The organism is Mesorhizobium sp. M1399, from assembly GCF_040317735.1.
Taxonomy (GTDB): Bacteria; Pseudomonadota; Alphaproteobacteria; order Rhizobiales; family Rhizobiaceae; genus Mesorhizobium.
In genome coordinates this window covers 1-13,252 of the sequence record NZ_JAMYKZ010000014.1, presented here as the reverse complement: position 1 = coordinate 13,252, position 13,252 = coordinate 1, and the positions used below count along the sequence as shown (strand labels likewise).

The window sequence follows — 13,252 nt, the reverse complement described above, 5'->3', positions numbered from 1 at the left end:
GGGCTGTCAGTAGGGTTCGATTAGTCTGCACAAGCTCATTGACATCATGCCCTGTTATGTCCAATTGTTCAATAACCTTTGAACTAAGGAAATTGCCATGGATAAGCGCCTCATCTGGCTTGCGCTCGGATCATTCACGATTTCGACCGAAGGTTTCGTCATCTCCAGCCTTTTGCCCGACATTGCAAAGGATGCCGCCATCTCCGTTCCGCTCGCCGGCACGCTGATCACGGCGTTTGCGCTCGCCTATGCGATCGGCACGCCGATCCTGGCAACGCTGACTGGCGAATGGGACCGGCGCCGCGTCATCCTGTGGACGCTGGTGTTCTTCGTGTTGGGCAACGTCGCCGCGGCGCTGAGTTCCTCCTTCGAATTGCTGTTGATCGCGCGCATCGTCATGGCGCTGTCGTCAGGCCTGTTCGCGGCGACCGCGCAGGGAACGGCCGTTGCGCTTGTCGACGACCATCATCGCGCCCGCGCCATTGCCGTGGTCGTCGGCGGCACCACGGTTGCGGTCGCGGTCGGCGCGCCGCTTGGCGCGCTTGTTGCGACGGTCGCCGGCTGGCGCGGCACATTCTTTGCCATTGCCGGCCTTGGCGCGCTCGCCGGCGCGATCCTGTGGTACCGGCTGCCGCGCGGCATCGTCGGCACCAGGCTACCGCTCCGGATGCGGCTGGCAGCGGCACTCCGCCCCGGCGTCATGCCCATCCTGGTGACGACGATCCTGGCACTGATCGGCGCCTTCACTGTCTTTGCCTTTGTCGCGCCGCTCGCCATCGAAGGCGGCGGCCTGAGCCCGATCGCGCTACCCGGAATGCTGCTCGCCTTCGGCGTCGGCGCGGTCATCGGCAATATCGGCGGTGGGCAGGCCGCCGACCGTTTCGGCGCGACGCGCACCGTCTGCTGGTCGCTGGCGCTGAGTGCCGCCATGCTGGTCACGTTTTCGCTGATCCCGACATTCCTGCCGCGCGAGATCGCCGGGCCGGCACTGATGGCCATGATGGTGCCGTGGGGTATCGTCGGCTGGGCGTTCCCACCGGCGCAGGCCAGCCGCATCATCAAGCTGGCGCCCGATGCCGCGCCCATCGTGCTGTCGCTGAACGCTTCGGCGCTCTATCTCGGCGTCGCACTGGGGGCCGTGGTCGGCGCCGCGGTGCTGCGCTATGGCGCACCGGCCGACCTCGGCGTGGTCGCGGCGGCATTCCCGATCATTGGTTTGGGCGTGATGCTGGCGGGACACCTGGCCGCACGTCCGGTGGCGATGCCGGCCGAATAAGGCTTGTTAGCAAAGCTTGGCTGCCGGCCGCCGATAATTCAACTCGCGGCCGGCGCTGCGTCAAAATCCAGCGCGGCGATTTCGTCCAGCGCCGCTCGCAGGCTTGCCGCCTGCTCTTTTCCAAACATCTCCTCGAAGCGCTGCTGTGCGACTTGCCACAGCTTCAGAGCTTCTTCGAGCTTGGTCCGGCCCTGCGGTGTCAGCCTGACGCGCCTGATGCGGCGGTCGGCAGGGTCGGCGAAGGCCTCGACATAACCGTCCCGGATCAGCGGCTTCAGCGTATGACCGAGGGCCGACAGGTCCATGACGAGGGCTGCGGCAATGGCACCCATGGTCGGTTCATTGCCGACGTGGATTTGATAGAGCAGGCCCTGCTGCGTGGCCTTAATGCCGGAGGGCGCGAGCACATCGTCATAGAACTGGCCGAGTTTCCGCGTTGCGCGGCGTAGCATGGCGTTGTTGCAAAACACCAGGCCGGGCAGGGTGGTTTGGGACATTGGCGGATTTCCGATGAGGGGACCGGAAGGGACCCTCGATGCAAACCAGAAATAGTCCTTGCTCCGCGGATTGACAAGATGGTGGCATATGCCTACGTATCGATAGTGGCATATGCCATTAATCGATCTGCCAGTCGAAGCAAGGGTGTTGCGCTGCGGCACCGGCATTTGGGATCGAACCAGAAGGAACAAGACAATGAGCAATCAGGACAAAGGCACGGCGGTCGTCACCGGCGCCTCTTCCGGCATCGGGGCGGTCTATGCCGACCGGCTCGCCGGCCAAGGGTATGATCTGGTGCTGGTGGCGCGGCGCGCCGACCGGCTGGAGGAATTGGCGGAGAGGCTCCGCTACGCGTATGGCATCAAGGTCAGCGTCATCAGCGCCGACCTGGCCGACGACGCCGATCTGCGACGGGTCGAACAGGCGATATCAACCGACGACAGCGTGACGCTGCTGGTCAACAATGCCGGCCTTGGCGGCGCGCAGGTGGTGGCAACGGCCGACGCCGATGTCGCCGAGCGCATGATCAAGGTCAATGTGGTGGCGCTGACCCGGCTGACGCGCGCGGTGCTGCAGGGACTATTGGCGCGCAACCGCGGCGCCATCGTCAACATCGCCTCGGTGCTGGCCTTCGACACCTCGTTCGGCGGCATCTATAGCGGCACCAAGGCCTATGTCGTCAACTTCACCGAGGCCCTGCAGCGGGAAGTCGCCGACAGCAGTGTAGCCGTACAGGTCGTGCTGCCGGGGGCCACGCGGACCGAGTTCTGGGAAGTCGCCGGAAGCGATATTGCCAATGTGCCCCAAGAGATTGTCATGACTGCGGACGATCTGGTCGATGCCGCGCTTGCCGGCCTGGCCAAGGGTGAAGCGTTCACGGCACCGGGTCTTGCCGACGTTGCCGGGGTGGATGCCTTTCTTGGCGTCCGACAAGGCTTCTTCGGTAGCCTGCTGGCCGGCAAGCCGGCGGCACGCTACGCTGCCTGAAATAACTGGTCTTACGCTGTCCGCCACATCGGAATGATCGAGGCGGCCAGCAGCAAGCCAAGCACGGCGTTGAGGATGCGCCACTGCCGCTCGGTTCGCAGCAACCGGGCGAGCAGCGTGCCCGCCACGCACCACGCCGCCAGCGATAGCGCCGCGGCAAGGCCGAAGACCGTGCCGAGCAGCAAGGCGAGCTGCAGTGGCCCGCTGGCGAGCGCGGCAAAAGATGCCGCCGCTCCCAGCCCCATGGCCCAGCCCTTTGGGTTCATCCATTGCAGGCCGGCGCCGCCCAAAAAGCTGTTCGGCTTTGCCATGGTCACGTTCAGATTGGGCGGGCCGCTGCGGCCGATCTTGAGGGCAAGCCATACCAGATAGAGGGTGCCGGCTATTTTCATTGCCAGTTGCAAAGAAGGGGCGGCGGCCAGCAGACCGGCGAGCCCGGCAGCACCTGCCGCAGCCACCGTGGCCAGGCCGGCCGCACTTCCGGCCATCAGCGGGATAGAGCGGCGAAAGCCGAACTGCGCGCCGGACGCCGTCGACAAGGTCGTGGCCATGCCGGGCGTTGAGGTTGAGACCAGCGCGAACAGGACGAGGGGAAGGACGGTTTCAAGCATGCTGCTTCCTTTGAAGCCTGCACGGTAGGTCTTTTGGCTCATCAGTAAATGCAATGTTTGCAATGGTTGCTATTAAGAAGCATAATAGTCAGATGGCTCGCAATCTCGATACCGCCTTGATCCGAACCTTCGTCACCGTTGCGGATAAGGCAAGCATGACGGCAGCGGCCAACGCGCTGCATTTGACCCAAGGCGCCGTCAGCCAACATATCAAGCGCTTGGAAGAGGTTCTTGGCTGCAGCCTGTTCGAGCGCGACCGGCGTGCATTGCGGTTGACCCGCTCCGGCGAGCGATTGCTCGGCAAGGGCAAGCGCCTGCTTTCCCTCAATGACGAGATCCTGGCGGAGATGGCGGGCGATGCGGTTGCCGGTCAGGTGCGGCTTGGCGTGCCGTATGACCTTGTCGGCACCTTGCTTGCGCCGGTGCTCAAGGCCTATGCCGAGGCGTATCCGCAGGTCGAGATTTCGCTGATCTGTGCTTCGTCGCCGGAGTTGGCTGCGGCCTTGGCGGCCGGCACGATAGAGCTCGCGGTGATCGAGGAGCCGATCGGTCGGTCGGCCGGCGAATGCCTTGTTGTCGACCGGCTAGTTTGGGTCGGCGCCAAAGGCGGCGGGGCTCGCAGCAAGCGCCCCCTGCCGGTTTCGATGGTGGCCGAGACCTGCGCGTTCCGCCCGGTGGTGCTGGAGGCGCTTAACGAGCACGGCCTGGAATGGCGCACCGTATTCGAAAACGGCAGCATCGACGCGACGACGGCGACGGTGCGTTCGGACTTGGCCGTCACCACCTGGTTGGCGTCGACCGTGCCTGCCGACCTCGATATTTTGGCCAACGATCCGGAACTGCCGTCGCTGCCGAATTTTTCGATCAATCTGCATTTGCCGAAGCACGGCCTTGCGCCGGCTGCACTGGCGTTCGCGGGCCACCTCCGCGATGGGTTGGCACGGCGACGGGAGGCGGCTTAGAAAACAGCAAAAAGGACGGCCAGTGTTCAGCCGTCCTTGATCGCCTCGGCAGCCTCTATTTCCAGTTCTTGCGCCGCTCGATCTCGGCTTCGGACGGCTGCTCCGTGGCAAAGGACCCGGTCTTGATCTCGCCGGAGCGTTCATAGCTCGCGATGATGACACCGGTGGTCGATGCCTGCGAGCGGGTCAGCTTGAAGGCGGCAGGTATTGTGCCGCTGCCGAACAGTTTTTTGCCCTTGCCCAGCACCAGCGGGAAAATCAGCAGGCTGATCTCGTCGATCAGGTCATTGGCGAGCAAGGTCTGGATCAGCTCGCTCGATCCCTGAATGAGCAGGTCCGGGCCGTCCTCCTGCTTCATCCGGCGCAATGTCGCCACGACGTCGCTGCCGAGCGGCTGGCTGTTTTGCCAGGACAGCGTATCTGGCCTGTGCGTCGCCACATATTTGGTGACGGCGTTGAAGCTGTCGGCGATCGGGTCATTCTTCTGATAAGGCCAGTGGGCGGCGAAGATGTCGTAGGTTTTGCGGCCGAGAAGCAGCGCGAACGGTTTTGAAAACGTCTCGCCCATGGCGGCGCCCATCACATCGTCCCAGTAGTGGAACGTCCAGCCGCCGAACTTGAAGCCGCCGACCGGGTCCTCGTGCGGGCCGCCGGGCGCTTGCATGACGCCGTCGAGGCTGACGAATGTTGCGGCGATGATCTTCCTCATTGGAGCTCCCTTTCCCTGATCCGTGCCGTCATGGCCGGACTTCGAGCCAAGGACGGGCGAACGGACATTTGTCCGACAGCGGCCGGCAAATTTCCAGGGCTGGAAGGGCGGATGACTGCCGACCTTAGTTGCGTCAGTTTGGAGCAGACGCTCAGCCCAGACCGACGACCGTATCGTAGAGCAGCTTGAAGTTGAGCACCAGGATGAGGGCGGCAACCACCCAGGCCAGCACGGCGACGGCGCGGGAAATGGCGAAATTGCCCATTTTGCGCTTGTCCGAGACGAACTGCACCAGCGGGACGACCGCGAAGGGAAGCTGCATCGACAGGATCACCTGGCTGAAGACCAGCAACTGGCCGGTGCCCTTCTCGCCATAGAGGGCGGTGACGACCACCACCGGGATGATGGCGATGCCGCGCGTCAGCAGGCGGCGCGCCCATTGCGGGATGCGCAGCCGCAAGAAGCCTTCCATCACGATCTGGCCGGCCAGCGTCGCCGTCACCGTCGAGTTCAGGCCGGAGGCAAGCAGCGCCACGGCAAACAGAATGGAAGCAATGCCGAGGCCGAGTAGCGGCGACAGCAGCTCGAAGGCCTGGCCGATCTCGGCGACGTCATGATGACCAGTGCCGTGGAACGCCACCGCCGACACGATCAGGATGGAAGCATTGACGAACAGCGCCAGTATCAGCGCGATGGTCGAGTCGGTCGTCGCCCATTTGATGGCGTCGCGCTTGCCGCGATCGGTGCGCTCGTAGGCGCGGGTCTGCACGATCGAGGAGTGCAAATAGAGATTGTGCGGCATCACTGTGGCGCCGATGATGCCGATGGCAATGTAAAGCATCGCCGGATTGGTGACGATCTCGGACGACGGCACGAACATGGCGTGCAGGATGGAGCCGACCGGCGGCGCGGCGGCAAAGATCTGAATGGCGAAGCAGCCGAAGATGATAATCAAAAGCGCTATGATGAAGGCCTCGAGGAAACGGAAGCCCTTGTTCATCAGCAACAACAGCAGGAAGGCATCGAGCGCGGTGATGATGGCGCCGCCGATCAGCGGAATCCCGAACAGCAGTTGCAAGGCGATCGCCGTGCCAATGACCTCGGCCAGGTCGCACGCTATGATGGCCAGTTCGCAAGCGACCCACAGCATGAAATTGACCGGCCGCGGGTAATAGGCGCGGCACGCCTGCGCAAGGTCACGGCCGGTGGCGATGCCGAGCCGGGCGGCGAGCGCCTGCAGCAGGATCGCCATCAGGTTCGACAACATGATAATGAATAGCAGCGTGTAACCGAACTGGGCACCGCCGGCGAGGTCGGTCGCCCAATTGCCCGGATCCATGTAGCCGACCGAAACCATGTAGCCCGGCCCCACGAAGGCGAACAGCCGGCGAAGCCAGATCCCCGAGTGCGGCACCGCGATCGTTGCGTTGACTTCGCGAAGGCTGGGCTGCTCGTCGTCTTCCGGGCGGGCAAATCGCCACATGGATCGGGGGGCTGAGGTGGCTTCGGCTTCCGACATGAAATGGCTTTCCACTGGAACGATCGATGTTGTCTCCTTATCTATGCCACGGCTGAACATTATGCAATATGCTATATTTCATTGTTCATGCTTTTTCGTGTGCCCACTTGACGGTGCGACCGGAACGGCAGTGAACGCCGGTTGCGCCGGCCACCGAATGGAAATAAACGGCCAGAACCAATAGGGTTCCGTGTTATGACTGCAATGCCGATTCAAACTGCCGGGAGGAGCGCGTATTGGCGCTGAAGAAAAGACCGGTTCCTCGCGAAAAGCCGCTGCCTGACGCAGAAATCCACTCGGAAGGGTTCCGGCAGACGCGTGAAGCGCGCCGCAGCGCGCTGGTCGAGGATTATGTCGAGCTCATCGCCGACCTGATCGAGGACGGCAACGAGGCGCGCCAGGTCGACATCGCGGCACGGCTCGGCGTCGCCCAGCCGACGGTGGCGAAAATGCTGACGCGGCTGTGCGCAGACGGGCTGGTCTCCCGGAAACCCTATCGCGGCGTGTTCCTGACCGATGCCGGGCGGAAGGTTGCGGAAGAGAGCCGCATTCGCCACCAGACGGTCGAGGCTTTCCTGCGCTCGCTCGGCGTCAGCGCCGAGACGGCGCGCATCGACGCCGAAGGCATCGAGCACCATGTCAGCGCCGAGACGCTCGAAGCCTTTCGCAAGGCAATAATCGCCGCCCGCTGATTGATCGAAGCGATATGCAGTGCGACTGACCTGCTCACTCGTTCGTATCCTGCACCCAGTTGCGCGGGTGACCATCGACGCGAAACTGGAAGATGAAATAGGGTGGGATGCAAGTGCCCTTGCCGGGCTTTGCTTCCGGCAGATCGTCAAAACCGGCGGTGCAGATATAGTCCTCGCGGCAGGGATGGGCCTTGTCGCAAGCACGCAGGCCAGCGGTCTTGGTGAATTCCCTGGTGCAGAATTCGTGGTCCTTGCCGGAGCCTATGCAGTCGTTGAAGCCGGTCTTGGCGAGGCGGCCGCAGCTTGCCTCGTCGGGCAGCTTTTCGCAGGTCGCCTTGCGCAGCATGCCGCCGGGAAAGCCGCCAGTCTTCTGCTCGGGATTATCGTAACGCTGGCGCGCCGCGCCATAGCCGGCGAGCTTTATCGGCGGTTTTCTGTCCCTGGCCGGGTCGATGGCGCAGGCCTTCGCGGTTGCCGGTGACAGACGGCAATATTGGTCGTTGCCCCATTTCGACATCCTGATCTCGCCGAACTCCACCGGATCGCCGACTGCGGTGCCGGCCTCGCTGACGCAGGTACCAAAGCCCGGATGGATGGCGCTCTCGTGGACCCCGGCGCAACGCAGGCCTTCGTCGCAGGTCCAGTCCACGAAACTTGGGTCGGCGCCGCGATAGCAGATCGAGCCCCATCCATTGTAGAGATCGGTGCCTTTCAGCGCTTCGGCGTATTTTGCCTCCGGACGGCCGGCAAAGCCGCGGCTGAAATCCGGGTGTCTGCCAGCGGCGAACGACTCGACAATGGCGCGGCGGCGCGGCAGGTCGGCAAAAAACACAGCCGAGCCCGGCACGAACACCGCGTTGCGGCGCGGTTCGCTGGCCGGGTCGGCGCCGGTGTAATGGAACCCGGCGATGCCGTGCGTCTGGTGACAGCCGGTGCAGGTCATCTCGTTGAGGCGCAGATTGAAGCCGGCCACCGATTTGACGGTGCGAAGCGTATTGCCCTTTGCGACATAGTCCTTGAGCGCTTTGTCGATAGCATCGTCGTCGAGCAGCCCAAAAGCCAAATTGTTTTGCGACCGGCTCATACCGCCGGGTGCCACCGAAACCGCGGTGGTCGCGAGGAATTTTTCGTCGATCACCAGGCGGCCACGGTCGAGATCATAGATGTTGCGATCGGTGAGCAGCCATCTTTCGAAGGTTTGCCTGTCGGCCAGCACCAGCTTGCGGTCGATCTGGTTCTCCATTTTCGCTTCCTGGAAAATGGCTTTGGCCGGGTCCCACTTGAATATCTTCAACAGATACTCAGCGTGGCCGCCGAAATCGCGCCGGCTCGAAGCCGATAGGCGCACGACCTGCATGTTGAGCTCGAGCCGCATGATCTGCGAAGAATTCAACATCGCGCTGGAAAGCGGGCCTTCTTCCGAGCGCAGCCAGGCCGCCAGTTGATCCGGCTCCAGATTCTTCTGCCCGGCGACAAGCCAGCGCTTCGCCACGTCCGCGCAGGAACCGTTAGCCGAGCGCGGACGGTCCTTCGAGGCGCGAATCTGTGCCGAAGCCGGTATGGCGTTGAAGACCAGGCTCAGGGTCAGCGGCAGGCGCGACGAGATGCGTTGCCCAGGCTTCTCCTCGACCGAATAGTGGAAGCGGTAGATCAGCCTGATCTCGCCGCATTCGGTGTGGCCGAGATAGCCGCGATCCATGCGATTGACGATGCCGGTCAGGTCCAGCGTCGAACCGTCGTCGTCGATGTATTTCGGATTGAACTTCTGGGTGATGTCTTTCGAGTTTGCCAGAGCGGTTACATAGGAGTCGGGGCTGTTCCTTGGTTCGTCTACGATCTGCTGTTTGACGGCGTTGCGGACCGGGCTCAGCGCGCGCACCGAAAACAGCCCGCGATTGTCGACGTCGCGTGTCAGTCCGAGCGCTGGCCCAAGCAGACGGCTGATCGATAGCCCGCCGCGCTCGAGCGCCTGCAAGGTCTCGGGATCGGTGATTGCGACACTGGAATCGAGAGTGACGGCGCTGGCCGGCACGGGGCCTAGGCAAGACAATGCCGCAAACAGCAACAGAACCCGCCCGATCATCCGCAAGCGCCCCCTCGCTTCCACAGCCACGGTGGATGCTACAGACCTTGCGACGTCTAAGCCAGAGCAGACCCGCGTCAGCCGGCATTGCTTATTAGCGCGAAAAATACTGTGACTTGGCGTAACCATTGGGATAATTGTTTGCTGGGTTGGAACCGGCCAGGACATCGGCGGGTTGATTGCAAACATGCATCACGGGGGTTGCCATGCTCTGGAAGGGCCGTCGTCAGAGTGACAATGTCGAGGACGAGCGCGGCCAGAGCGGCGGGCTTGGCGGCGGGCCGGGGCAGTTTCGCATCCCGATCGGAGGTCGCGCCGGCGGCGGCGGCATGTCGGGCATCATCATCGTAGGATTGATTTTCCTGGCAGGGTGGTATTTCGGCTTCGACCCGAGTCAGATCCTCGATAACAGCGGCTTGCAGCCCGGCGGCGGCGGCCAGATCACCGACAATAGCGGCGAGCAAGGCGGCGGTACCGGTGCGCCGGCCTCCGACGAGATGAAGCAGTTCGTGTCGACCGTGCTGGCCGAGACCGAGGATACCTGGACTGGTATTTTCCAGTCCGAGGGCCTGACCTATCAAGATCCAAAACTGGTCCTGTTCAGCGGCCAGATTCGCTCCGCCTGCGGTTCGGCCTCGTCAGCGGCCGGACCATTCTACTGTCCCAACGATCGCAAGGTCTATCTCGATACCACCTTCTTCCAGCAACTCGATCAGCAGTTCGGTGCCTCGGGCGATTTCGCACAGGCCTATGTTATTGCGCATGAGGTCGGCCATCACGTGCAGAACCTCGTCGGCATCCTGCCCAAATTCAACCAGATGCGGCAGAATATGAGCGAGGCCGACGCCAACCACATGTCGGTGCAGGTCGAGCTGCAGGCCGACTGCTTTGCCGGCATCTGGGCACATTTCACCGGCCAGAAGGGCATTTTGGAACAGGGCGACATGGCGGAGGCATTGAACGCCGCAAAGCAGATCGGCGACGACACGCTGCAGAAGAAGATGCAGGGCTACGTCGTGCCGGAAAGCTTCAACCACGGCACGTCGCAGCAGCGGCAGGCCTGGCTGGCGCGAGGCTTCCAGAACGGCAAGCTTTCGGACTGCGACACGTTCAACAATCCGATCTGAGCCGACGGTTTTCTCGCGAATCCGAGAGACTGGATAGCAGTCAGGGGATGTCAGGATGAAAACACCCTGCCCGTTCCCTCATTGTTCCCAGCGATGTGTTCGCCTATAAGGTGCGTTCGCCTTCGCCCCGGGCGGCCCGAGGAGATACCATCATGATAGACCCCAAAACCGCCAGGCGGGGCCTTGCGCTTGTTTTCACCACCCTGCTGCTCGACATCATCGGCTTCGGCATCATCATGCCGGTGCTGCCGGCCTATCTCAGAGAATTGACCGGCGTCGGCATCAGTGAGGCGGCTATCGAGGGCGGCTGGCTGTTCTTCGCCTATGCGGCGATGCAGTTCATTTTCGCACCAGTGATGGGCGGGTTGAGCGACCGGTTCGGACGACGGCCGATTCTGCTCGCCTCCGTGCTGACGTTTTCCATCGACAATCTGATCTGTGCCATCGCCTGGTCCTATCCGATGCTGTTCATCGGGCGTGTGCTGGCCGGCATTTCCGGCGCCAGCTATTCCACGACATCGGCATTCATCGCCGATATCTCGACCGACGAGAACCGTGCGAAGAATTTCGGCCTGCTTGGCATCGCTTTCGGCGTCGGCTTCGTCATCGGGCCGGTTCTGGGCGGGTTGCTCGGCACGTTCGGGCCGCGCGTGCCATTCTATTTCGCTGCCGGGCTTGCCTTCGTAAACTTTTTGATCGCGCTGTTTCTGTTGCCGGAAACGCTTGATAGCAAGCATCGTCGCCGCTTCGAGTGGAAACGCGCGAACCCGGTCGGCACGCTCGTCCAGATGCGCAACTACGAAGGCATCGGCTGGATCGGGCTTGTCTTCTTTCTGATGACGCTGGGGCACATGATGTATCCTGCGGTCTGGTCGTTCGTCTCCAGTTATCGCTATGGCTGGAGCGAACAACAGATCGGCTTCTCGCTCGGTGCCTTCGGCCTGTGCGGGGCTATCGTCATGGCGACGGTCCTGCCGCGCGTGATCCCCAAGCTCGGTGAGTGGAAGACGGCGGTAATCGGTCTGGCATTTACGGCACTCAGCGCCTTCGGCTACGCATTCGCGTCGCAAGGCTGGATGATCTATGCAGTGATCGTCGTCGGCTGCCTCGAGGCGTTGGCCGATCCGCCGCTCAGGAGCCTTGCCGCCGCCAAGGTGCCGCCTTCGGCACAAGGCGAACTCCAGGGCGCGATGACGTCGATCTTCTCGATCACCTCGATCATCACGCCGCTGCTTTATACGGCGATCTTTTCCTGGTTCACGGGGCCGAACGCGCCCGTGACCTTCGGCGGCGCACCCTACCTGCTCGGCGCGATTTTCCTGACGCTGGCGCTCATCGTCTTCGTCACGAAAGTAGCCAAGCCGGCGGCGCTCAGAAACGTCACGTCCGGCGTTGCTGAAGACGGAGCACAGATATGAGCCATGACGGCCGCATCGCCCTGACCAAGGACGGGCTGTGGAGACAGATCCGGCCAACGAAATGCCCGTCACACTGGTTCTTCGGGAGCCTTCTTCTCTTTGCGCGACTTAAACAGACCGGTTGACCGGTTTTAATGGCTTCATTGAAAAAAAATAGGAATGAGGGCAACAACGCAACTCCGGTAATCGCGCAGTCCGCCTCGAGGCATTCGCGCCGCATTTTGTAACTCTGACCATTCGAACTCCCGCCCTAGTTTACGTCAGAAGCAACAAACGCGGGGCCTGGATCGAAGACGAGAGGAGAGCAACATGTTGAACCGGATACTTCATCGCGCGGCGCTCATGGCTGTGGCTGTCTGCGCGGTGCTCGTTGTAGCGGCGGCTCATGCGGCGCCTGCTGGACGGGCAGGTCAGGTGCCGCCCGGGTTCACCTCGGCCAAAGCCGCGGTGAACGGCAGCAGCATGCACTACCTGCGTGGCGGGCACGGACCAGCCCTTATCCTGGTGCATGGATTTCCGGAAGATTGGAACGAATACCAGGCCGTCATGCCGAGACTGGCGCAACGCTTCACCGTCGTTGCCGTCGACCTGCCGGGCATAGGCCGCTCGGAGCCTGCCAGGGGCGGCTATGAAGCCGCCAATCTTGCGGCGCAGATCCATGGGCTTGCCGACGCTCTGCATCTGGAAAAACCCTATGTGGTGGGTCACGACCTCGGCGGCATCGTCACCTATGCCTATGTCAGGCGCTTTCCCGACACGCTGCGCGGTGCGATGATCCTCGATGTTCCGATGCCCGGCATCGACGGCTGGGACAAGGCGATGTCGGGCACGTGGCATATCGGTTTCATCCAGGCGCCCGGCGGCCTCGCCGAAAAGGTGGTTCCCGGTCGGCAGGCCGCCGTGCTTGGCTGGTTCCTCGACTTCGGCAAGTTCACCAGGCAGGAACGCAAATACTATTTTCGCATCTATCGAGCGCCTCAACTGCATGCCGCGTTCGAGATCTACCGCGCCTTCCCCAGCGATGCCGAATGGAACGCCGCCCAGACGGCGCCGAGCACCGTTCCGCTCGTCATCGCCTTCGGCCAGAAGTCCCCCTTTGTTGCGCTGCTGCCGACCTTCCTCGCCGGCTACCGCGCCAAGGGCATGAGCCATGTCGAGCGCGCCGAGATCCCCGATGCGAGCCACTATGTGCTGGCCGACAATCCTGATGCGGTTGCCGAGCTGATTGAGAAGCGCGCCGGCGCCGGCGCGCCCAGACCGGGAGCAGCGAAAACAAACGGAGTAGAAGCCGCAAAACACAGAACCATACCCCAGGTGACCTGGCTCTTATACAAAAATCACGAGGCCGACCCACTCAAGGGGGTAGGTAT

The 13,252-nt window shown here is 62.6% G+C and carries 12 protein-coding genes; 7 read left to right on the top strand and 5 right to left on the bottom strand.

Annotated elements, in window-relative coordinates; all coding sequences use genetic code 11:
* Nucleotides 1-97: 97 nt before the first annotated feature.
* A complete protein-coding gene (locus NKH05_RS23575) occupies nt 98-1,276 on the top strand; it encodes an MFS transporter (protein ID WP_023719359.1) in 1,179 nt (392 codons plus the stop codon).
* A gap of 38 nt (nt 1,277-1,314) precedes the next feature.
* On the opposite strand, the gene NKH05_RS23570 is transcribed toward NKH05_RS23575, so the two are convergent.
* Nucleotides 1,315-1,773 (bottom strand): MarR family winged helix-turn-helix transcriptional regulator, encoded by a 459-nt coding sequence (locus NKH05_RS23570; protein ID WP_352858277.1) that lies wholly within the window; start codon nt 1,771-1,773, stop codon nt 1,315-1,317.
* Between the two features lie 196 nt (nt 1,774-1,969).
* On the opposite strand from NKH05_RS23570, the gene NKH05_RS23565 reads away from it, so the two are divergent.
* Nucleotides 1,970-2,761 (top strand): SDR family NAD(P)-dependent oxidoreductase, encoded by a 792-nt coding sequence (locus NKH05_RS23565; RefSeq protein WP_352494933.1) that lies wholly within the window; start codon nt 1,970-1,972, stop codon nt 2,759-2,761.
* A gap of 11 nt (nt 2,762-2,772) precedes the next feature.
* Here NKH05_RS23565 and NKH05_RS23560 read toward each other — a convergent pair whose 3' ends face one another.
* A complete protein-coding gene (locus tag NKH05_RS23560) occupies nt 2,773-3,372 on the bottom strand; it encodes a LysE family translocator (protein ID WP_352494934.1) in 600 nt (199 codons plus the stop codon).
* Between the two features lie 92 nt (nt 3,373-3,464).
* On the opposite strand from NKH05_RS23560, the gene NKH05_RS23555 reads away from it, so the two are divergent.
* Nucleotides 3,465-4,334 carry a LysR family transcriptional regulator gene (locus NKH05_RS23555; RefSeq protein ID WP_352592404.1) on the top strand — a complete coding sequence of 290 codons (870 nt, stop codon included), beginning with the start codon at nt 3,465-3,467 and terminating at the stop codon, nt 4,332-4,334.
* Nucleotides 4,335-4,389: 55 nt separating this feature from the next.
* On the opposite strand, the gene NKH05_RS23550 is transcribed toward NKH05_RS23555, so the two are convergent.
* Entirely contained in the window at nt 4,390-5,043 is a 654-nt protein-coding gene (locus NKH05_RS23550) for a dihydrofolate reductase family protein (protein ID WP_352592401.1), read from the bottom strand.
* 151 nt (nt 5,044-5,194) lie between these two features.
* Nucleotides 5,195-6,562, bottom strand: coding sequence for an Nramp family divalent metal transporter (locus tag NKH05_RS23545; RefSeq protein ID WP_352483177.1), 1,368 nt, complete (start codon nt 6,560-6,562; stop codon nt 5,195-5,197).
* A gap of 236 nt (nt 6,563-6,798) precedes the next feature.
* Here NKH05_RS23545 and mntR point away from each other — a divergent pair, with 236 nt between their 5' ends.
* Nucleotides 6,799-7,254, top strand: coding sequence for a manganese-binding transcriptional regulator MntR (mntR, locus tag NKH05_RS23540; protein ID WP_023678308.1), 456 nt, complete (start codon nt 6,799-6,801; stop codon nt 7,252-7,254).
* Nucleotides 7,255-7,288: 34 nt separating this feature from the next.
* Here the strand turns inward: mntR and NKH05_RS23535 are convergent, their stop codons facing one another.
* Nucleotides 7,289-9,337 (bottom strand): hypothetical protein, encoded by a 2,049-nt coding sequence (locus NKH05_RS23535; protein ID WP_023719352.1) that lies wholly within the window; start codon nt 9,335-9,337, stop codon nt 7,289-7,291.
* A gap of 206 nt (nt 9,338-9,543) precedes the next feature.
* Between NKH05_RS23535 and ypfJ the strand changes: the two genes are divergently transcribed.
* From ypfJ to NKH05_RS23520, 3 genes are all read left to right on the top strand, one after another.
* Nucleotides 9,544-10,464 carry a KPN_02809 family neutral zinc metallopeptidase gene (gene ypfJ / locus NKH05_RS23530; protein WP_023719351.1) on the top strand — a complete coding sequence of 307 codons (921 nt, stop codon included), beginning with the start codon at nt 9,544-9,546 and terminating at the stop codon, nt 10,462-10,464.
* 152 nt (nt 10,465-10,616) lie between these two features.
* Nucleotides 10,617-11,882, top strand: a complete 1,266-nt coding sequence (locus NKH05_RS23525) for a TCR/Tet family MFS transporter (protein ID WP_023719350.1) — start codon at nt 10,617-10,619, stop codon at nt 11,880-11,882.
* 309 nt (nt 11,883-12,191) lie between these two features.
* Nucleotides 12,192-13,252 (top strand): alpha/beta fold hydrolase (locus tag NKH05_RS23520; RefSeq protein WP_353026201.1); only part of this gene is annotated, 1,061 nt, incomplete at its 3' end.

What these genes read in the sequence shown, in the direction of transcription:
- NKH05_RS23560 (WP_352494934.1), bottom strand. Translation starts at nt 3,372, where the DNA reads ATGCTTGAAACCGTCCTTCCCCTCGTCCTGTTCGCGCTGGTCTCAACC.
- NKH05_RS23525 (WP_023719350.1), top strand. Translation starts at nt 10,617, where the DNA reads ATGATAGACCCCAAAACCGCCAGGCGGGGCCTTGCGCTTGTTTTCACC.
- NKH05_RS23535 (WP_023719352.1), bottom strand. Translation starts at nt 9,337, where the DNA reads ATGATCGGGCGGGTTCTGTTGCTGTTTGCGGCATTGTCTTGCCTAGGC.
- NKH05_RS23545 (WP_352483177.1), bottom strand. Translation starts at nt 6,562, where the DNA reads ATGTCGGAAGCCGAAGCCACCTCAGCCCCCCGATCCATGTGGCGATTT.
- ypfJ (WP_023719351.1), top strand. Translation starts at nt 9,544, where the DNA reads ATGCTCTGGAAGGGCCGTCGTCAGAGTGACAATGTCGAGGACGAGCGC.
- NKH05_RS23565 (WP_352494933.1), top strand. Translation starts at nt 1,970, where the DNA reads ATGAGCAATCAGGACAAAGGCACGGCGGTCGTCACCGGCGCCTCTTCC.
- NKH05_RS23570 (WP_352858277.1), bottom strand. Translation starts at nt 1,773, where the DNA reads ATGTCCCAAACCACCCTGCCCGGCCTGGTGTTTTGCAACAACGCCATG.
- NKH05_RS23550 (WP_352592401.1), bottom strand. Translation starts at nt 5,043, where the DNA reads ATGAGGAAGATCATCGCCGCAACATTCGTCAGCCTCGACGGCGTCATG.
- NKH05_RS23575 (WP_023719359.1), top strand. Translation starts at nt 98, where the DNA reads ATGGATAAGCGCCTCATCTGGCTTGCGCTCGGATCATTCACGATTTCG.
- NKH05_RS23555 (WP_352592404.1), top strand. Translation starts at nt 3,465, where the DNA reads ATGGCTCGCAATCTCGATACCGCCTTGATCCGAACCTTCGTCACCGTT.